Here is a 20748-nt window from a genome sequence, read left to right on the forward strand (position 1 = left end):
TGCCGGTGCGCTAAAATCGCGTTTTCATACAACGAACATCCGTCCCATCCCATGCTCGACATCCAGTTGCTGCGCAAAGACCTCGACGGCGTCGCGAAACGCCTCGCCGACCGCGGCTATACCCTCGACGTCGCGGCCTTTACCGCGCTCGAAGCGGAACGCCGCGATACTCAGACCCGTACCGAAGAACTGCAGGCGCGCCGCAACAGCCTGTCGAAGCAGATCGGCGCGATGAAAGGGCGCGGCGAAGACACGTCGGCGGTGATGGCCGAAGTCGGCGGCATCGGCGACGAGATGAAGGCGTCGGCGGTCAAGCTCGAAGACATCCAGAAGCGTCTGTCGGATCTGCTGCTCGGCGTGCCGAACCTCGCGCACGAAAGCGTGCCGGTCGGCAACGACGAAACCGGCAACGTCGAAGTGCGCCGCTGGGGCACGCCGCGTCAGTTCGACTTCGAGGTCAAGGATCACGTCGACGTCGGCACGCCGCTCGGTCTCGATTTCGAGACCGGCGCAAAGCTGTCGGGCGCGCGCTTCACGGTGCTGCGCGGCCAGATTGCGCGGCTGCATCGCGCGCTCGCGCAATTCATGATCGACACGCACACGCAGCAGCACGGCTATACCGAGATCTATACGCCGTACATCGTCAATCCGGACATCCTGTACGGTACCGGCCAGTTGCCGAAGTTCGCGGACGACATGTTCCGCGTCGAAAAGGGCGGCGGCGAACACACGGTCACGCAGTACCTGATCTCCACCTCGGAAATATCGCTGACGAACACGGTGCGGGAGAGCATCGTCGAAGCGGACGCGCTGCCGATCAAGCTGACCGCGCATTCGCCGTGTTTCCGCTCGGAAGCGGGCTCGTATGGTCGCGACACGCGTGGCATGATCCGCCAGCATCAGTTCGACAAGGTCGAGATGGTGCAGGTCGTTGCGCCGGACGCATCGTACGATGCGCTCGAGCAGATGGTCGGCCATGCCGAGGCGATTCTGCAGAAGCTCGAACTGCCGTATCGCGTAATCACGCTGTGCACCGGTGACATGGGCTTCTCTGCCGCAAAGACCTACGACCTCGAAGTGTGGTTGCCCGCGCAGAACACGTATCGCGAGATTTCGAGCTGTTCGAATACCGAGTCGTTCCAGGCGCGACGCATGCAGGCGCGTTTCCGCAACGCGCAGGGCAAGCCCGAGCTCGTGCATACGCTGAACGGCTCGGGGCTCGCGGTGGGGCGCACGCTCGTCGCGGTGCTCGAGAACTTCCAGAACGTCGATGGCTCGGTGGCGGTGCCGCCGGCACTGCGGCCTTACCTCGGCGGCGTGGAGCGACTGGAGGTGCCGGCGTCCAGGCTCCGAGAAAGAACGTAGAAGTTTTTTCGCGGAGGGGCTTGGAAAATTAATTCGAGCTGTTCTATAATCTTGTTCTCCCAAGCAGCGGCCCGCTTGGATCCGACGAAGTGGTAGCAAGTTGGGATACCCGGAAAGGTGGCAGAGTGGTCGAATGCGCTGGACTCGAAATCCAGTGTACCTTTAGGGGTACCGTGAGTTCGAATCTCACCCTTTCCGCCAAATTCTGAAAACCCCTTGATTTCACCGAGATCAAGGGGTTTTTTGCTTTAAGTTACCGTATTGCTTTGCCAGGGCAATACGAGGTTGTTCAAGCATCATTTCTATTGGCGAAATCCATTGTTTCGATTTTGTGCACGCGAGCTAATTCATTGCTCGCGTTCATTTTTATTCTGTTTTCATACAAATACCTTAAGCAATACCTGCTGCACTGTCCCCCTATTCATATGCCGGACATACCAGGAGCTTGGCGGTCTCGTGCTATTGGGGGTCGAAGTACAAAAATTTTCGGGCGACCTGCCCCCTGATCGACTTCTGAAAGTGCGAATCTTCGCCGACCCCACAGATCTCGGCAAGATCTGCCTTTTTTTACAAATAAATACGATTTTTAGTTGGGCTCAGTCATTCATTCAGGGTACGATTTACGCCGTCAGCAGCTTTTACGGGAAGAATTTTCCTAAGAACGACATCTGCGGCAACAATCGGTAAAAGGTTCGCGGGGCAAACAATCGCGATCCGACACGCACCCGGCCCTGTCAATCTGGACCACCGCGAGAAGCACCTTCGCGAGCATCGGTTCAATCGGACATCACAAACGTGCGTTCAAGGCACTTCAGGACAGCTGTTTTTAAGAACTGCAAATCTGTCTTTGCATGAATCCTTATTGTCCGTCCGAATCAAAGCAAATCCTTTTTGGTCTTTTTATCGGGAATTTTCCCGACATTTGGAATTACTCCGCATGTTAAAACGACGTCAATTTCTCGGCGGCCTGACGGCCCTCAGCGCAAGTTACCTTTTGGCCGCATGTGGTGGCGGCGGTGAATCCTCAAACGCTAGCGGCAAGGCTGCCGCCGCGACTGGCGCTTCCGGTGCTGCTGCAGCTTCGGGTGCGTCCGGTACCTCGAGCAATACAACGCCGACTGCGAAGGCGAGCGATCCGAACAGCATCTCCATGCCGCCCGCCACGTCCATCACGGACAATTCCGGCAACGTCTGGACCCTTTCCGGAGGTTCGGTCTACCGCAACGGGTCGGCGGCAGGCAACACCTACAACGTCTCGCTCGTGCTGTTTTTCGGCGGCGTGATTTATCACGAAGGCACGGGTGGTCAGTTCTACCAATGGACGGGCTCGGGCTGGACGGGCTCCAACGACCCGCGCCTTGGCGGCACCTCGGCCGATGGCACCTCGCTGCCCGATTCGCCGTACATCATCGACAAGTCCGGCGCGATCTGGACGCTGAGTAATGGCGTCATTTACCGCAACGGGGCGACGGTTGGCGATACGTACAACGTCTCTCTCGTGTTGTGGTACGGCGGCAAGATCTGGCATTGCGGCACGGGTGGCCAGTTCTACGTGAACAACGACACCGCCGGCCATTGGCTGCCCTGTAACGATCCGCGCACCGCGATCGCACCGCCCGCCGGCATGTTCTACGGCATGAACGGCCACTTCGACTACAACTACACGCCCCAACAGATCGTGTCGATCCTGAAGGGCATGGGTTGCACGAGCTATCGCGTCGGCTGCGCCAACGCGTCGAACCAGTTGAACGCGGTGATCGGGCTCGCGCAGGCTTTCCAGTCGGCGGGGATGACGCTGATCGTGCTGATCACTCAGGGCGTCTACGACTCCAACGGCAACCTGCTGGCTGGCGAGAATGCCGCTTACAGCCAGGGTTACGCGGTAGCTCAGGGCATCGCGAACGCACTGAAGCCGTATGGCGTCACGATCTACGAATGCGGCAATGAGCTGACGCGGACGAACGCCACCGTGCTCAACTTCACCTATGCGGGCACGAGGGCGTCGGACTTCAACAACGCGAACTGGCCGGTGATGCGCGGCGTGATGCGCGGGATGATCGACGGCGTGAAGTCGGTTCAGTCCAACGCCAAATGCGGCATCAACTTCTGCGTGAACGATGTCGGCGCGGCGGACGCGCTGTGGGACGGTATGCAACCGGATGGTAGCGGCGGTTACCCGACCGTGCGCTGGGACATCACCACGTGGCACAACTACGAGGTGTATGGCGATCTGTTCGACGTCGGGACGGACGGCGCGCAGCCAGGCTTCGATCTGCCGACCTATTGCAAGGCCCGGTATGGCGTGCCGTTCATCGTCACCGAGTGGAACACCGGACCGGAGCAAACTCAGGCCTATCGTTCGAACTACATCTCGACGAAGCTCGGCGAGTTCTATCAGAACCGCAAGACGCACAATATCCAGTCCGTCATGTATTACGTGCTCGACAGCGGCAACGAGACGTACGGCATCATGCTCAACGGTTCACCGTTGAATCCGTCATACAGTGCTTTCCAAAGCTTCACGGCGGCCCATCCCGACAACTAGGCCGCGGCTGTCGACGCAAGCAGTTCCGTCCTCCGTAGTCGATGCTGCCCGGTGCCAGTAGCGGCATGTCGCCGGGCCTGACGGCGGCGCCCAATCTTCCCTTCAGAGTATCGAGGCGGGGGTGCGGGCGCCTCATCCACACCCCTCCATCACCTCCCTTAACGCCCGCGCCTGATCCGCGAGCGACGCGGTCGCCGCCGCGCTTTTCTCGACGAGTGCCGCGTTCTGCCGCGTGACCTCGTCCATCTGCGTGATCGCGATGCCCACCTGCTGAATCCTGTCGATGCCGTCGTGGCGTACCGCTTCTGCCGGTTTTCGGGGGATTCATTGGCGTTCCTCTGTACAATTGCCCGAAATCGCCCGATCGAGCGGCGGTTGCGGGCCGCCGGGCTCTCGGGCGCGGCGGGTCATCTCGCGCTTGACCCCGCGACTCACATCGACTGAATTCATGGCCATTACCTACAAGACCTCCGACGATCTCGCGAAGCTGCGCATTGCAGGCCGCCTCGCGGCTGATGTGCTGGCCATGATCGGCGAGCACGTCAAGGCAGGCGTCTCCACCGACGAGCTCGACGCGCTGTGCAACGACTACATCGTCCACACGCAAAAAGCGATTCCGGCCAACGTCGGCTATCTGGGCTTTCCGAAGACCGTCTGCACGTCGGTCAACCATATCGTGTGTCACGGCATCCCGAATCGAAGCGAGGTCCTGAAGGACGGCGACATCATCAACATCGACGTCGCGATCATCAAGGACGGCTATTTCGGCGACACGAGCCGCATGTACTGCGTCGGCCAGCCGAGCACGGTCGCGCGCGCGCTGATCGACACGACCTACGAGGCGATGGTGGCCGGCATCCGCGAGGTGAAGCCGGGCGCGACGCTTGGCGACGTCGGCCACGCGATCCAGAAGGTCGCGCAGCGCGAGGGCTTCTCGATCGTGCGCGACTACTGCGGGCACGGCATCGGCAAGGTCTATCACGAGGACCCGCAGGTGCTGCACTACGGACAGCCGGGTCAGGGTGTGCGCCTGAAGCCGGGCATGGTCTTCACGATCGAGCCGATGATCAACGCGGGCCGCGCCGGCACGTCGGTGCAGCGCGACGGCTGGACCGTGATCACGAAAGACCGCTCGCTGTCGGCGCAGTGGGAGCACATGGTCGCGGTCACCGACGACGGCTATGAACTGCTGACGCCATGGCCGGACGGCACTGGCGACTATGAGGCGCCGTGAGCGAGACCGCATGTTCGGGTCAATAATAATTTGACTCGCCGGCCGGTTCGGTTAAAGCTATGCGTTAGGGTTTCCAGGGGTTTTCGTCTGCATGAGTCCGTCATTGACCGTTCGCCGCATCACCGCTGATCAGGGCGCCGTTTTTCGCGAACTCCGCACGGCCTCGCTGCGGGAGGCGCCGTATGCCTTCGGCGCGACGCTCGAGGACGCGTTGTCGGCCGATGCCGCCAGTTTCGACGCGACCGCGGCGGTCCACGCGGTTTCGCAATCCGTCGGTACGTTCCTCCTCTACACCGAGGGCCATCCGGCAGGCCTGATCGAGGCGCATTTCGACGACACCGCCTCGCGCCGCGCGTTCGTCTGCGAATTGTGGGTGGCGCCGGCCGTGCGTCATCTGCGCGCCGGCGAGTTGCTCGTCGATACCGCGAGCAACTGGCTCGCGAATGCGGGCGCCACGGAAATCTACGCCTGGGTCTCCGACGCCAACCGCAACGGGATGCGCTTTTACGAGGCGCTCGGCTTTGGCCCGACCGGCGAACATCGGCGCGTCGAGCGCGCACCCGAGCAGGTGGAAAGTCTGCTGGTGCGGCACGTGCCGGCCACCTCGCGGGTGTTTCAGCAGTGATCGCCCAGGCGGCGCGTCGCGCGCGCCGCTCTTCATCGCCGTCCCTTCATCGCGGTCTTTTCCCGCCAGCATTTCTTTCGCGCCGTCGCGCGTCGATCACCTCGACGGCACGCATTGCGTCCGCGCGCGAGCACCGATTCTCCCGGGAAAAATAGTGGCCGCACGCGTGTACGCCTGTAAAATACGCAAAAATTTTTGTCGAACCTATGTCGCCCAAGAAATCGCCCTTTTTCGAACTGCGCAGCGGCTCTGTCGACACGCTGATGTTCGTGGTCAAAACGACCGACCTCGATTCGATGCGTGCCGAACTGACGCGACGCTTCGAGGCGACCCCTGAATTCTTCGCTAACGACGTCGTCGCTATCGACGTGCGGCGTCTCGCCGACAACGAGCGCGTGCCGCTCGCCGACATCGCGCAACTGCTCGACAGCGTGCGCATGCGTCCGGTCGGCGTGGTCGCGAATGCGGAGCAGGGATGGGCGTCGGAGTTGGGATTGCCGCTGCTCGAAGCGCGCGACCGCCGCGGCGCGCCGGCGAAGCAGACCGATGACGACAGCACCGCGACGGCGGCGGACACGGCACCTGCCACCGAGACGAGCCCGGGGACGAGCACTGCGTCCGCAACCGCCAGCGCGGCAGCCGGCACGGCCGCGGCCGCCGCCGATTCCACATCCGCCGCCGAGCCGGTGCGCCTCGCCACGTCGCCGCAAACGATGGTGGTCGACAAGCCGCTGCGCTCCGGTCAGCGCATCTACGCAAAAGGCGATCTGGTCGTGCTCGGTCTCGTCAGCAATGGCGCCGAGGTGATCGCGGAAGGCAACATCCATATTTACGCGCCGCTGCGCGGCCGGGCATTGGCCGGCGTGCAGGGCAATCACGACGCGCGCATCTTCTGCACGTGTCTCGAACCGGAACTGATCTCGATCGCGGGCATCTATCGAACGACCGAGAACCCGCTGCCCGCCGACGTGCTCGGCAAGCCGGTGCAGATCTGGCTCGAAGAAGAAAAACTGATGATCGAACCGCTGCGGCTCACGTAAAGCGCCGCGAAACGCGCGCTGCCCCGAGCGATTGCGGCACGTGGCGTTTCACGGCGACGCGGGCCGTGCATCAATTGACGCATTTGACGAACACAAGGTAAGGGTAATGGCAAAAATCATTGTGGTGACTTCGGGCAAGGGTGGCGTGGGCAAGACGACCACGAGCGCGAGCTTTGCGTCGGCCCTCGCGTTGCGCGGCAGCAAAACCGCCGTGATCGACTTCGACGTCGGCCTGCGCAACCTCGACCTCATCATGGGCTGCGAGCGTCGCGTCGTGTACGACCTGATCAACGTGATCCAGGGCGAAGCGAATCTGAACCAGGCGCTGATCAAAGACAAGAAATGCGAGAACCTGTTCATCCTGCCGGCCTCGCAGACGCGCGATAAAGACGCGCTGACGATGGAAGGCGTCGAGAAGGTCATCAACGATCTGATCAAGATGGACTTCGAATACGTCGTCTGCGATTCGCCGGCCGGTATCGAATCGGGCGCGCTGCTTGCGATGCACTTCGCAGACGAAGCGCTGATCGTGACGAACCCGGAAGTGTCGTCGGTGCGCGACTCCGATCGCATTCTCGGCATCCTGTCGTCGAAGACCAAGCGCGCGATTGAAGGCAAGGAGCCGATCAAGGAGCATCTGCTGATTACCCGCTACAACCCGAAGCGCGTCAGCGAAGGCGAAATGCTGTCGCTTACCGACATCCAGGAAATTCTGCGCATCGATCTGATTGGCGTGATTCCGGAATCGGAAGCGGTGCTGCACGCGTCGAACCAGGGTCTGCCGGCCGTGCATATGGACGGCACCGATGTGGCCGAAGCCTATAAGGACGTCGTGTCGCGTTTCCTCGGCGAGCAGAAATCGCTTCGCTTTGTCGATTACCAGAAGCCCGGGCTGCTGCAGCGCCTCTTCGGCACCAAGTAAGGGGAGCGCACGTAATGTCGATTCTTTCGTTTTTGCTGGGCGAGAAAAAGAAGTCCGCGTCGGTAGCGAAGGAACGCCTGCAGTTGATCATCGCGCACGAGCGCGCCGGCGGTCATCCGCCCGCCGATTATCTGCCTGCGTTGCAACGCGAACTGGTGGCCGTGATCTCGAAGTACGTGAAGATTTCCGATGACGACATTCGCGTGAGTCTCGAGCGTCAGGACGATCTCGAGGTGCTCGAAGTCAAGATCGAAATACCGCAGGCCTGAGCTTCGGATGGACCGCGGTCCATCTCGCATCATGTGCAGGACGTCGCATGGCGTCGCGTCGGAGCGACGCGATGCCGTGCGGCGTTCGGCTCGTTCTCTGGCTTCTGTCTGAAGCCGTCTCTTCGCATCTCCACGGCGCTCGCCATTTCCCGGTCGAAAATGAACCGTTGCACTCCAGCGGTGCCGTTACACGCGCAACGTCAGCCTAGCGTCGCCCTCGCGCATTTAACCGGTTACGCCGCATAAAAAGATTCTGCTCGCGCTCGCCGCCCTGGCGGTGATGCTGGCCGGCTGCGTCGTCGTGCCGGCGCGGCCGCCGTATGTGCATGCGCCGCGCGTGGTCGTCTACTGACGCGGCGAGTCGGAGGTATCCGTCTTGATGCCGTCTGCGGCATCGTCGGCGCGCGGCTCGCCGTCCTCGCTTTCCGCTTCAGGCGCCTCGACCTCGGGCACTTCCGGCACTGGCGCGGGCGCGGGCTGCGGTAGCGGCGCCATGTAGCGCTTGGCGAGCGACTCATAAAGCGGCGGCGCGAACAGGCGCGACACGCGGCTCGCGATCAACGCGGTGGCCATCAGCGAAATCACCAGCGCGTGGCCGTCGATCATCTCCATCACGATCACGAACGACGTGATCGGCGACTGTGTGACCGCGGCCAGATAGCCGACCATCGCGAGCGCGATCAGCATCGGCAATTGCATCGAATCGAACACCATGTGCAGCAGATTGCCGAAGCCCGCGCCAATCGACAGCGACGGCGCGAAGATGCCGCCCGGAATGCCGGGCAGGTACGAGCCGACCATCGCGATCATCTTCAGGAACGGATAGAACACCGACAATTGCTCGTGTCCCTCGAGCAGGCCGCGCGCTTCCGTATAGCCGCTGCCGAACGTCGTGCCGCCCGAGATCACGCCGACCACCGCGATCGTGAAGCCGCACAGCGCGGCGAACACGACCGGCCGCTCGCCATGCAACTGACGCAGCGGCGCCGGAATCCAGCGCGCGGTATTGAGCAGCAGCCAGCCGAATAGGCCGCCCGCGATTCCCGTGACGATCGCGGTGAGCACCACCGCGACGGCGAGCAGATCGGGAAAATGCGCGCCGATCTGGATCGTGCCGAAATACGTGTAGTTGCCGTTCAGGCCAAGCGCGACCACGCCCGCGACGATGATCGCCGTGATCAGCACGCCGCTCGTGCGAGCCTCGAAGCTGCGCGTCAATTCCTCGATCGCGAACACGACGCCCGCGAGCGGTGTATTGAACGCCGCCGATAAACCCGCTGCCGCGCCCGCCAACGCGAGCTGCCGCTCGATCTGCGCATTCGAGCGCGGATAGAACCGGCGCAAATTGAACATCAGCGCGGCGCCGACCTGCACGGTCGGTCCTTCGCGGCCGATCGTGAAGCCGCCGAGAATCGCGAGAAACGACACGCCGATCTTGCCGAGCAGAAGCCGCAGCGACAGCAGCCGCGTGCCGTACCCGCGCTGCTTCGTGTGCAGCGTCGCGATCACCTGCGGGATGCCGCTGCCCTCTGAGCCGCGAAAGAACTTGCGCGTGAGCCAGACCGCGAGCGCGGCGACCGCGGGTGTGATGATGAGCGGCGCCCACGCGTACCGATGCTGGACGTCGAGAAACGCGTCATACCCCCAGTCGATCAGACGCGCATAGAGCACCGCGACCAGACCGACGGCGATCGCACCGAGCCAGAAGATACCGTATTGCCGCCACAGGCGTTTCGCGCGACGCGCGACGGCGGGCGAACGGGAAAGGAAGGGCCGGGACATGAATGAGAGTCGTGCAAAGAGCCAAGTATAAAACGTGGGCGCCGACCAGAAGGCGTGGAAGATGATTGAAATAACCATGTACGATGGATCGTCAGGCGATTTTCTTTGCTGTAACGCGCCGTATTGAGAACCGGACCGCTGGCGATGCCCATTTGGCAGGGATCGGTAAATACGTCAGCTAGAATAGTTTCAACTTCGAACAACGAAAAACCTCAATGAAGCGAATCCTTATCGTCAAGGTCACTTCACTAGGCGATATCGTGCAGGCGTTGCCAGTCGTTGCCGATATCAAACGCGCGTTTCCTGGCGTTCAGGTGGATTGGGCGGCGGACGAAGCATTTGCGGAAGTCGTGCGTTGGAGCCAGGGCGTCGATCGCGTGCTGTGCGCGCCGCTGCGCCGCTTCAAGCAGACGCGCCGCTGGAGCGATCTGAAGGCGATCTGGGCATCGATCGCCGAGTTGCGCGCGTATCGCTACGACTACATCATCGATATCCACGGCGTCTACAAGAGCGCGATCATCGCCTTCCTTGCGCGCTCGTCGCGGCGCATCGGCTATCAGTCGCAGAATCTGGGCGAGCGCGGCGCCGCGTTCGCCTACACCGGGCGTTTCGGCCCACGTCCACCAGGCAGCGCGTGGCACGGCATGCGCATCAGCGCCAGCGAGGCGCTCGGCCACGAAGTGGCAGGCCCGCCCATCTACAACCTGCAGCTACCCGAACCCGTCACGCAGCCGTTCGCAACGCAGGACGGGCCTGTCGCGGCGCTCTTTCACGCCACCTCGAAAGCCGACAAGAAATGGCCGCTCACGCACTGGGTGGCGGTGGGGCGCGAGTTGAGCGAGCGTGGTTTTCGTGTCGTGCTGCCGTGGGGTTCGGACGGTGAGCTTGCCGAAGCCGGGCAAATCGCCGCGCAGGTGCCGGGCGCGAGGGTGCTGCCGCAAATGAGCGTGACGGAAGTCGCGCAGATGATCGACGCGTGCGCGCTCGTGGTTGGTACCGATACGGGCTTCGTGCACCTCGCGCATGCGCTGCAGAAGCGCACCGTGATGATCTTCGTCGCGACGTCGCCATCGCATTGCGGCATCGAGGCGCCGCATCGCTCGACCTCGATCGGCGACGGCCACTCGGTGCCGCCCATCAGCGCGGCGCTCGAAGCGATCGACTACGTGCAAGCGGCAGAGCCGGTGCTTGCGATGCAGCAAAGGTCAGCGGCCGCCTGAGTTGGTTCGCGCGATCGCGCAATCGTTTGCGCCAAAGAAAAGAGGCGCGACGCGCAGTCCGCCCTTACGGGCAGCGAGCGCATCGTCGCGCCTCGAAGAACGCCCGTGTCGGGGAACAGCGGGCGAAGAGGAATCGATTACACGTCTGTTAAAACTGTCGCTTTTCGTTGGGCACCGAAGCGTCAGGTGCGCAGACGCAAAGGCGGCAGGCTGGCATGCCGCGGTGCGTCGAGGCTTGCGCGGCGCGCCTTGAACCGCTCCATTGCGGCGAGGCTGGCACGGCCAGCAAGGCTTCCATCGCGCTAGTGCGCTCAATGGAGTATAGGCGGTGTTTTCCGCCATGGCGGCGCGATCCGGCGGCGAGCGAGGCGCGTCGATCATACGCGTCGATCCAGTGCGTAGATCCTGTAACAGCTCGGTGATCTTCCCTTACAAATGGCAACGTTCGCCGCGGCGCGCATCGTGTCCAATCGGGTCATTCGGGGTTTGCGCTCGAATCAATCTGACTCGATGGAGAACAACATGAAACGCTTGATCCTGACTCTCGTGGCCGGCACGCTGCTCGCATCGGCACTCGGCGGCTGTGTCATCGCGCCGGCGCCGGGTTACTACTACGGCGGCGGTGGCTACTATCATCACGGCTACTACCGCTAAGCCGCGCGCCGCGCTCAGGCTCGAAGCAGCGGCCTCAGGCGACGAGCATTTCGAACGCGACCACCGCGGCAATGGCCGCGGCGTTCGCGGCCAGCGCCTCGACGACGATGCCTTTCCATGTCGACGGACGGAAGCGCAGCGCGAGCAGCAGCGAGCCGAGCAAAGCCAGCGCGATGATCAGGACGATATCGGCATTGTGAAGATGGACGATCATGCGAGTCTCCCCTGCTTTTTTTAGGGTTATGCAGGGAGTATAGGCAAGTCAAAAAGTCGCGCAAGGCAGGGGATATACCGGACCGGCTTGCGGAAATAGCGAGGACGGCATCGAGCTGGCATCGCCCGGGCATCGGCAAACGCGCATCGATGGAAGCGTTAGCCCGTCGATGCGTGTTGCATCACTTCATCAGACTCTCATTGCGCGTTTCGCGCATGCACAGCACGCCGACCAGGCTCACGGCCGCCGCGACCGACACGTACGCGCCGACCCACGGCAACCCGCCGTGCGCGGCGAGCACCTGCGCGATGTACGGCGCGACCGACGCGCCAAGAATCCCGCCGAGGTTATAGGCGACGCCGGCGCCCGTATAGCGCACGTTGGTCGGAAACAGCTCCGGCAGCAGCGCGCCCATCGGCGCGAACGTCACGCCCATCAGGAACAGCTGGATCACGAGGAATAGCAGCACCAGCAACGGCTCGCCGCTGCCGAGCAGCGGCGCCATCGTGAAGCCCGACAGGATCGCCGCGATGATGCCGACGATCAGCACCGGCTTGCGCCCGAAGCGGTCGCTCGCGCGGGCCGACAGCGGTGTCGCGAGCGCCATGAACACGACGGCGATGCACAGCAGGCCAAGGAAGGTTTGCCGCGGAATATGCAGCGACCCGACGCCGTACGACAGCGAGAACGTCGTCGCGTTATAGAACAGCGTGTAGCAGACCACCATCGCGAGCGCGCCGAGCACGGTCGGCACCCAGTGCTGCGAGAACAGCGTCGCGATCGGCACGCGCACCCGTTCCTTGCGCTCGATCGCTGCCTGGAACGCGGGCGTCTCGGCAATCTTCAGCCGCACGTACAGGCCGAGCGCAACCAGCACCGCGCTGACGATGAACGGCACGCGCCAGCCCCAGCTGCGGAACTGCTCGTCGGACAGCGACAGCGCGAGCGCGAAGAACAGGCCGTTGGACGCCAGAAAGCCGACCGACGGGCCAAGCTGCGGGAACATGCCGAACCAGCCACGCTTGCCGGCCGGCGCGTTTTCGGTGGCGAGCAGCGCGGCACCGCCCCATTCGCCGCCGAGGCCGATGCCCTGGCCGAAACGCAGCACGCACAGCAGGATCGGCGCGAGGCTGCCGATCGCGTCGTAGCCCGGCACGAAGCCGATCAGCGTGGTCGACAAGCCCATCACGAGCAGCGAGACAACCAGAGTCGATTTGCGGCCGATGCGGTCGCCGAAGTGGCCGAACAGGAACGAGCCGATCGGTCGCGCGACGAACGCGATGCCGAACGTGACGAACGCCGACAGCGCCTGCGCGGTGGCCGAGCCATGCGGGAAGAATACCGGTCCGATCACGAGCGCCGCGGCGGTCGCGTAGACATAGAAATCGTAGAACTCGATCGCGGTGCCGATGAAGCTCGCGAAGATGATGCGCGCGCTGCTGTTTTGCCCGCTTGCGGGCTGGGCCGCGGAAATCGGCGAAGTGGACATGCAGGGTCTCCATTTGTCGTGACGCCGCGCGGCGCTGTGCCGTGCTTCGCAGACACGCGGCGCGCAAACGCGGCATCCTCGTTGAGGTATAGGTTTGGTGGGCGCCGCGCGCGGGTGGCGGCGCAGCACTGCAGTCGGCTCGTGCGCCGCGCCGGCGGGTGTGCGGACGGCGTGAGCCATGCCGGAAGGCTCCGGCGCGGGGAATCGGAAAATTATAGCGAGCGTGCTTGTCGCGCAGCAATGGCGGCGTAAGCTTGTGCGGCAACGAAGGGCGTGCCATGCGCTATGCGCGATGGCCTGACTGGGTCATGCGTGGCCGACCCATGCGGTGATGCGCGGGGCGGTGCTTGGGATCGCACGCGCAAACCGCGCTCAGTTGAAGGTTTCCGCTTGCGGCGAGGCGAGTTCGCGCAACTGGAATTTGCCGTTATCGTTGAACAGCCAGTCTTCGAACAGCTCGAGCTGGCCGCGGCCGTTCAGCAGCTTGCCGGGCGGTTGCGGCAGCGGCGCCGAGCGGCGCAGCGACGCGAGCGCGGTGCTCTCGGCTTCGTCGTCGCCGTTCGTGCGATACACCGACGACTCGATGATGTGTCCATTACCGTCGACCGTGAACGACACCACCACGAGCGAGCGCAGCATCGCCTGCGGCTTGCCTTGCAGCACGTACGACGGATTGCGCTCGACGATCCGCCGCGCGACCGCATCGCGGTATTGATCGAGCGTTGCGCTGTTGATCGCGGCCACCGGTGTGTTGACGGTTTCGCGCGGCGCCGGCGGCGTGATCGTGCAGCCGGCCACGGCGGCAACCGCGAGCGCGCAGAGCCATAGCCGATACGGGCGCGCCGCCGTGGCGAAGTGCCGAGCCACACGGCGAGGAACGGGAGGGGGAGAAGTGCGAGTGAGCATCGTCGACGAACCGCGATGAGAGCATGATTGAATGGTAGTCAAAAACCGCTGGTATTCAATTGGCGTTCGCCCATGTAAGGGCGGGAAATATGCGCGCATTGGTCGCCGGACGAAACCCGCTTACACTCTGATGGCCTCTTGATGAGGCATCGGTGGAAGTCTTTTCAGCCCGCTTCTGGCGGGCTTTCTTTTGCCTTCGATTTCCCATTCACGCGCGTGCAATAAAAAAGGCGAACCCGTCAAACGGATCCGCCTTTTCGATCCCGGTTCAAGCCGCGACGCCGCAAGCCCAGGCTCACAGCGCTGGCCAACCATCGATCACTTCAACGCCGCACGCGCCGCCTTCACCGCGGCGAGCACTTGCTCGGGCGCGGTGCCGCCCGGATGATTGCGGCTCGCCACCGAGCCCTCGAGCGTCAGATACGAGAACACGTCGTCGCCGATCAGATGCGCGACGTTCGGCAGTTCGCCGCGCATTTCGTCGAGCGTCAGGTCCGCGAGATCGCAGCCGCGATCGGCGCACACGCGCACCGCGAGCGCGACTGCTTCGTGCGCGTCGCGAAACGGCAGGCCGCGCTTGACGAGATAGTCGGCGAGGTCGGTCGCGGTCGAGAAGCCTTGCAGCGCGGCGTCGCGCATCGCTTGCGGCTTGACCGTGATGCCGGCGACCATTTCAGCGAAGATGCGCAGCGTGTCGGCGACCGTATCGACGGTGTCGAACAGCGGCTCCTTGTCTTCCTGGTTGTCCTTGTTGTACGCGAGCGGCTGGCCCTTCATCAGCGTCAGCAGCGCCATCAGATGGCCGTTCACGCGGCCGGTCTTGCCGCGCGCGAGCTCGGGCACGTCCGGGTTCTTCTTCTGTGGCATGATCGACGAGCCGGTGCAGAAACGGTCGGCCAGATCGATGAAGCCGACGCGCGGGCTCATCCACAGCACGAGTTCTTCGGAGAACCGCGACACGTGTGTCATCACGAGCGCGGACGCGGCCGTGAATTCGATCGCGAAGTCGCGGTCGGAGACGGCGTCGAGCGAGTTCGCGCAGATGCCGTCGAAGCCGAGCGTCTTCGCCACGGCGTCACGGTCGATCGGATAGCTGGTGCCGGCGAGCGCGGCCGCGCCGAGCGGCAGACGGTTCACGCGCTTGCGGCAGTCGATCATCCGCTCGGCGTCGCGCGAGAACATTTCGACGTACGCGAGCAGGTGATGTCCGAACGTGACCGGCTGCGCGACCTGCAGGTGCGTGAAGCCCGGCATGATGGTCGCGGCGTTCTTCTCCGCGATGTCGAGCAGCGCCACGCGCAACCCGGTGAGCAGTTCGCCGATGCGGTCGATCTCGCCGCGCAGCCATAGGCGGATGTCGGTCGCGACCTGGTCGTTGCGCGAGCGGCCGGTGTGCAGGCGCTTGCCGGCGTCGCCGATCAGCGCGGTCAGGCGCGCTTCGATGTTCAGGTGCACGTCTTCGAGATCGAGCTGCCATTCGAACTCGCCACGCTCGATTTCGCCCTTGATCTGCACCATGCCGCGCTGGATCGCGGCGAGGTCGTCGGCGGAAATGATCTTCTGCGCGGCGAGCATCGACGCATGCGCGAGCGACCCTTCGATGTCGACGAACGCCAGACGCTTGTCGAAGAAAACCGACGACGTGTAGCGTTTGACGAGCTCCGACATCGGCTCCGAGAAGCGAGCCGACCAGGCTTCGCCTTTTTTGTGCAGTTGGGACGTCATGGTGTTGGGCGGTAAAAACGAGCGGTGAAGAGGCTGGCAACGCGAGTGCGCGAATCGTGCAAAAGCGCCGCCGCAGCGAAGAAAGACGAAGATTTTAACACCGGGTGAGGGCGGCCAAAGCGCTGCCGCCCATCGCGGAGCTATTCGCGCACCAGCACCACCAGCTTCAGATCTTCGCGATGCGCGGGCTTGAACGTGATCTGGTCATAGACGATGCGCCCGTCGCGCGGATGGTTGAACTCGCGCCTGCCGCCCTCGCGGCCGCCGACATCCTGCGAGGCCCAGTAGCGCGCGAACTCGTCGCTCGCTGCCGACAGCGAATCGATCAGCCCACGCGTCGGCGCATCGTTCAGATGGCGGATCGAGTCGGCGCGGAACTCGGCGGCGAGCCGCCGCGCGCGCGTTTCCCAATCGACGATCAACGCGCGCGCGGCCGGCTCGGTGAACGTGTAGCGCAACAGGTTGCGGTCGTGCGCGCCGTCGAGCCAGCCGACGAACAGATCGGCCGCGCGCTCGTTCCACGCAAGCGCATTCCACTGCCGGTCGAGCACGTAGGCCGGCGTGTCGATGAGCTGCACGGTTTGCAGCAGCGTGGCGGGCGCATCGGCGGCGGCGGGGTCGGGCTCGGCCGGATCGCGTTGCGCGGCCAGCTCGAACAGATAGGCGCGCTCGGCGCGCGACAGCTGCAACGCGACCGCGATGCGCGCAAGCGCATCGGCCGAAGCGGACACCGGCCGACCCTGCTCGATCCACGTGTACCAGGTCGGGCTCACGCCGCACAGCTGCGCGACTTCCTCGCGCCGCAGACCGGGCGTGCGGCGGCGCGGTCCCGGCGGCAGACCGACCGCCTGCGGCGACAGCCGCTCGCGATGGGCGCGGATGAAGTCGCCGAGCGCGCGGGCCGGCGTGGCGTCGAGCGGCGGCGGGTGATCGGCGGAGGACGGCGTCGTCATGCTATCGGCTGCGCGTGGAGGGGTAGTAGAGATACCGGAATACTTGCCTGGTTTGTACTGGTACATGGCGGGCTCCATTGTAGCGGCTGGGTGGGCGCAATGAAAAAAGCCGGGTGTGGCCTTCGTCGGCCACACCCGGCTTGGGTCCGCTTCGGCGCCAGCCTCAACCGGTATTGCGCAACCCCGCCGCGATCCCGTTGATGCTCAAATGAATGCCGCGCCGAACGCGCGCATTCGTGTCGCCCGCGCGATAGCGTTTGAGCAGTTCGACCTGCAGATGATTGAGCGGATCGAGATAGGGAAAGCGGTTCTTGATCGAGCGCGCAAGCAGCGGATTCTCGGCGAGCCGCTCGCTCCTGCCGGTGATCTCCGACAACACTTTCGACGTGCGCTCCCATTCCGCGACGATGCGCTCGAACACGTGCTTGCGCAGCTTCTTGTCGCTCACGAGCGCAGCGTAACGCGACGCGACCGCGAGGTCGGTCTTCGCGATGACCATGTCCATGTTCGACATCAGATTCGAAAAGAACGGCCAACTCTTGTGCATCTTCTTCAGCAGCGCGAGACGGCGCGCGCGTTCGGCGTCCGACGGCGCGCTGTCCAGATGCTCGGCGACCGAGCTGCCGAAGCCGTACCAGCCCGTCAACAGCAACCGGCATTGACCCCACGAGAAGCCCCACGGAATCGCGCGCAGATCCTCGATCTTGCGCTGCTTCGGATCCTGCAGCTTGCGCGCCGCGGGGCGGCTGCCGATGTTCAACTCGGCGATCTCCGCAATCGGCGTCGACTCGAAGAAGTACTCCTTGAAGCCCGGCGTTTCATAGACGAGCGCGCGATACGTGGCCATCGCCGTATCGGACAACTGCTGCATCGTTTGCTCGAACACGGGCAGCTCCGCCAACGTGTGGTCGTGCGGCAGCAGCGACGCTTCGAGCGTCGCGGCCACGACGGTTTCCAGATTGCGCCGGCCGATTTCCGGATTCGCGAACTTGCTCGCGATCACTTCGCCCTGCTCGGTCAAACGGATCTGACCGTCGACGGTGCCCGGCGGCTGTGACAGGATTGCCTGATAGGTCGGGCCGCCGCCGCGGCCGACGGTGCCGCCGCGTCCATGGAAAAGACGCAGCGTCACGCCACGTTCGTTGAACAGCGACACCAGCGCAAGCTCTGCGCGATACAGCTCCCAGTTCGACGTCAGGAAACCGCCGTCCTTGTTGCTGTCCGAGTAGCCGAGCATGACTTCCTGCTCATTGCCCTGATGTTCGATCAGCGCGCCGATGCCCGGCAGCGCGATCAGATCGCGCATGATGTGCGGCGCGTTGCGCAAATCGGGGATCGTCTCGAACAGCGGGATCACCATCAGGTCCGCGCGCGCGGGGTCGTGCTCGTCGCCGAGACGTCCGCGCAACAGGCCGGCTTCTTTCTGCAGCAGCATCACCTCGACCAGGTCGCTGACGGTCTCCGTGTGCGAAATGATGTAGTTGCGCACCGCGCGCGCGCCGAATTTCTCGCGCGTGACGCGTGCTTCCTCGAGCACCGCGAGCTCGCTCTTCACGAGCTCGGAGTACTCGGCGTAGGGCACGCGCAGCGCGCGCGGCTGCGCGAGTTCGGCGAGCAGCACGTTCAGCTTGTCCGCTTCGGACAGCGCCGCGTAATCGGCCTCGACGCCGGCGCGCTTGAGCAGCTCGGCGATCACCGCTTCGTGGATGTCGGAGCTTTGCCGCAGATCGATGCTGGCGAGATGGAAGCCGAACACTTCGGCCGCGCGCGCGAGCGGCGCGAGACGCGGCGCGGCGAGCGGCGCGCCGTGATGCTCGGCGAGCGAATCCATCAGCACGTGCAGATCGCGCGCGAAGTCGGCGGCGTCGTCGTAGGGAATCGCGCGGATCGGCGCCGCGCCGCGGCCGGCGCTGCGCAGCGGCACGGTGCCTTCGCCCAGGCGCACGCGCGCGCTCGCCGCGAGCCGCGTGTAGATGCCGATCAGCGCGCGACGATACGGCTCATCGGTGCGATGCGGCGAACGGTCGGGCGAGGCGGCCGCGAGCTCATTGAGCGCATCGCTCGCCCCGGCGAGCAGGTTCGATACCGACAGCTCGGCGCCGAGCTTGTGCACCTGCTCCAGGTAGTGCTCGAAGATCACCGCGGCCTGACGCGTGATCGCGTTTTCGAGCGTTTCGGCGGTGACGTTCGGATTGCCGTCGCGATCGCCGCCGATCCAGCTGCCCATCTGGAAGAATGGTGGCAGGCGCGCCTCGAGGCCATGTTCCTTCAGCGCTTCCTCGATGTCGGCGTAAAGCGCCGGCAGTTCTTCGAGGAAAGTGCTTCGGTAGTACGACAGCGCGTTTTCGATTTCGTCGGCAACTGTCAGACGCGAGTCGCGCAACATCCGCGTTTGCCACAGCGATGTGACGCGCGCGCGCAGCATCGCTTCGTTGTGCGCGCGCTCGCGGTTCGTCAGCGGCTGGTCGCGCTCGGCGAGCAGTCGTGCGATGTCGTGCTGTGCGTCGAGGATGCTCTTGCGCTGCACTTCGGTCGGGTGCGCGGTCAGCACCGGCATGATCAGCGCGTCGTCGAAAAACCGCTGCAGCACCGGCGTCGCGGCGGCACCGGCCGCGCTGAGCCGCTCGAGCGCATGGGCGATCGTGCCCGGCTGCGAGGCCGAGCCCGCGAGCGCGTGAATCCGGTGACGGCGGTTGCGGTGACGGTCCTCGGCGATGTTCGCGAGATGCGAAAAGTAGCTGAACGCGCGTACGACGCTGACGGTCTGCTCGGGCGTCAGCGTGCGCAGCTTCTTGTCGAGCGTCTGCGCGGCGGCGCTGTCGTCCTCGCGACGAAAACGTACGGCGGTCTGCCGGATCGTCTCGACGACGTCGAACACCGCGTCGCCTTCCTGCTCGCGCAGCACGTCGCCGAGCAGACGCCCGAGATAGCGGATGTCCTGGAACAGCGGGTGGTCCTTGTCTTCGCGCGTGCGGCCGCCGCTCTTCACGGCGGGTGCGGCGGCGGACGCGGCCTGCGACACGGTTTGCAGCTTCGGCGTTTTCGCGGCGCGCGGGCGCATCGCGTCGCCCTCGGGCTTGGCCTTGGCCGGCTTGCGCGTGGTGGCCGATGTCGCGGCCTGCTGGGCCTTGGCGGCTTTCGTCGCTTTATGCGCCTTGTCCTGCTTGACGGGCACTGAGGCTTGCGCGGCCTTCGGGGCCTTGCTTGCTCGCGCGGCGAGGGCGCGGCGCTTCGCTCGCCGGTCGGCGCGCGTGTCGCCGGGTTGAGCGACGCTCGACGACAGACCGCGCGCGGCTGCGTCGAACAGGGCGTCAGGCGCGGCGGCGTCGGCCGGGCGAGCGGTGGGCAAGGCAGTGTTGCGGCGCTCAGGGCGCGCCGATCCGGAAGACGTCACGATCAGTTTCCTCAGGGAAGCCAGATTCTGTTGATTGATGAACTGCGACTGCGGAACTGCAACCAGCAATGTGCAACGGAACTGCGTGCAACAGGGACTGCGGGGCGTACCACAAGACGGACTACGCTTCCAACTGCAAAAGAGACTCGAAACGGCGACTGCAAACGGCGATTTCCCGGCTCAGCCGCGAGGCCACCTGCGCGTGCTGCGCCACGGACGATGGAACGACGCACGCGCTGCCGATCGCGCGACGCGCCGACGACCGAGGAGGGAGCCACGGGCCGCCAGCCCGTACCGGGACCGAACACGCGGCACGCACTGCCGCAGCATGTTCGCCGCATTGCATCATCGCGCATGCCGCCGCGCGGTGCGCGAACGACCGTGCGTGACAGGCGGAATGGGAGCCTACGC

Annotated in this window: 16 protein-coding genes, 1 tRNA gene and 1 pseudogene; 10 read left to right on the top strand and 8 right to left on the bottom strand. The window is 64.3% G+C overall.

The annotated features are described in order from the left end of the window. Positions 1-51: 51 nt before the first annotated feature. The 3 genes from serS to OKW43_RS17880 all read left to right on the top strand — a co-directional run bounded on the left by serS (position 52) and on the right by OKW43_RS17880 (position 3910). Positions 52-1365, top strand: a complete 1314-nt coding sequence (gene serS, locus OKW43_RS17870) for a serine--tRNA ligase (protein ID WP_429448779.1) — start codon at positions 52-54, stop codon at positions 1363-1365. Positions 1366-1476: 111 nt separating this feature from the next. Beyond that, positions 1477-1566, top strand: a tRNA-Ser gene (locus OKW43_RS17875). A 736-nt stretch (positions 1567-2302) separates the two neighbouring features. Then, the gene (locus tag OKW43_RS17880; RefSeq protein ID WP_429448781.1) at positions 2303-3910 is read left to right on the top strand and encodes a hypothetical protein; all 1608 of its coding nucleotides are present in this window, start codon (positions 2303-2305) and stop codon (positions 3908-3910) included. A gap of 132 nt (positions 3911-4042) precedes the next feature. On the opposite strand, the pseudogene OKW43_RS17885 reads toward OKW43_RS17880, so the two are convergent. Then, positions 4043-4186 (bottom strand): annotated as a pseudogene (locus OKW43_RS17885) (methyl-accepting chemotaxis protein); the annotation flags it as partial. A 172-nt stretch (positions 4187-4358) separates the two neighbouring features. On the opposite strand from OKW43_RS17885, the gene map reads away from it, so the two are divergent. The 5 genes from map (at position 4359) to minE (ending at position 8000) form a co-directional block, all read left to right on the top strand. Then, a complete protein-coding gene (gene map / locus OKW43_RS17890) occupies positions 4359-5144 on the top strand; it encodes a type I methionyl aminopeptidase (RefSeq protein ID WP_187636599.1) in 786 nt (261 codons plus the stop codon). Between the two features lie 91 nt (positions 5145-5235). Further along, a complete protein-coding gene (locus OKW43_RS17895; RefSeq protein ID WP_429448783.1) occupies positions 5236-5769 on the top strand; it encodes a GNAT family N-acetyltransferase in 534 nt (177 codons plus the stop codon). 206 nt (positions 5770-5975) lie between these two features. Further along, positions 5976-6809 carry a septum site-determining protein MinC gene (gene minC, locus OKW43_RS17900; RefSeq protein WP_187636597.1) on the top strand — a complete coding sequence of 278 codons (834 nt, stop codon included), beginning with the start codon at positions 5976-5978 and terminating at the stop codon, positions 6807-6809. Positions 6810-6915: 106 nt separating this feature from the next. After that, complete coding sequence (gene minD / locus OKW43_RS17905; RefSeq protein ID WP_429448785.1) at positions 6916-7731, top strand: septum site-determining protein MinD; 816 nt, start codon at positions 6916-6918, stop codon at positions 7729-7731. Between the two features lie 14 nt (positions 7732-7745). Beyond that, a complete protein-coding gene (gene minE, locus OKW43_RS17910; RefSeq protein WP_090542927.1) occupies positions 7746-8000 on the top strand; it encodes a cell division topological specificity factor MinE in 255 nt (84 codons plus the stop codon). Between the two features lie 345 nt (positions 8001-8345). On the opposite strand, the gene OKW43_RS17915 is transcribed toward minE, so the two are convergent. After that, positions 8346-9782, bottom strand: a complete 1437-nt coding sequence (locus tag OKW43_RS17915) for a chloride channel protein (RefSeq protein ID WP_429448787.1) — start codon at positions 9780-9782, stop codon at positions 8346-8348. Positions 9783-9997: 215 nt separating this feature from the next. On the opposite strand from OKW43_RS17915, the gene waaC reads away from it, so the two are divergent. Both waaC and OKW43_RS17925 read left to right on the top strand, forming a co-directional pair. Continuing rightward, on the top strand, positions 9998-11002 hold the full coding sequence (waaC, locus tag OKW43_RS17920) for a lipopolysaccharide heptosyltransferase I (RefSeq protein ID WP_429448789.1): 1005 nt from the start codon (positions 9998-10000) through the stop codon (positions 11000-11002). A 522-nt stretch (positions 11003-11524) separates the two neighbouring features. Further along, positions 11525-11656, top strand: a complete 132-nt coding sequence (locus OKW43_RS17925; protein ID WP_281394031.1) for a hypothetical protein — start codon at positions 11525-11527, stop codon at positions 11654-11656. Between the two features lie 34 nt (positions 11657-11690). Here the strand turns inward: OKW43_RS17925 and OKW43_RS17930 are convergent, their stop codons facing one another. The 6 genes from OKW43_RS17930 to ppc all read right to left on the bottom strand — a co-directional run bounded on the left by OKW43_RS17930 (position 11691) and on the right by ppc (position 20337). Next, entirely contained in the window at positions 11691-11870 is a 180-nt protein-coding gene (locus OKW43_RS17930; protein ID WP_429448791.1) for a hypothetical protein, read from the bottom strand. A gap of 181 nt (positions 11871-12051) precedes the next feature. Then, positions 12052-13359 carry an MFS transporter gene (locus OKW43_RS17935; protein WP_429448793.1) on the bottom strand — a complete coding sequence of 436 codons (1308 nt, stop codon included), beginning with the start codon at positions 13357-13359 and terminating at the stop codon, positions 12052-12054. Between the two features lie 372 nt (positions 13360-13731). Then, positions 13732-14265: an energy transducer TonB family protein gene (locus OKW43_RS17940; protein ID WP_429448795.1), complete on the bottom strand. Its 534-nt coding sequence runs from the start codon at positions 14263-14265 to the stop codon at positions 13732-13734. 318 nt (positions 14266-14583) lie between these two features. Further along, positions 14584-15990, bottom strand: a complete 1407-nt coding sequence (argH, locus tag OKW43_RS17945) for an argininosuccinate lyase (protein WP_429448797.1) — start codon at positions 15988-15990, stop codon at positions 14584-14586. Positions 15991-16130: 140 nt separating this feature from the next. Then, entirely contained in the window at positions 16131-16943 is an 813-nt protein-coding gene (locus OKW43_RS17950; protein ID WP_429407085.1) for a helix-turn-helix transcriptional regulator, read from the bottom strand. Between the two features lie 163 nt (positions 16944-17106). Then, entirely contained in the window at positions 17107-20337 is a 3231-nt protein-coding gene (gene ppc / locus OKW43_RS17955; protein WP_429448799.1) for a phosphoenolpyruvate carboxylase, read from the bottom strand. Between the last annotated feature and the right edge of the window lie 411 nt (positions 20338-20748).

It is taken from the genome of Paraburkholderia sp. WC7.3g, from assembly GCF_050436345.1.
GTDB lineage: Bacteria > Pseudomonadota > Gammaproteobacteria > Burkholderiales > Burkholderiaceae > Paraburkholderia > Paraburkholderia podalyriae.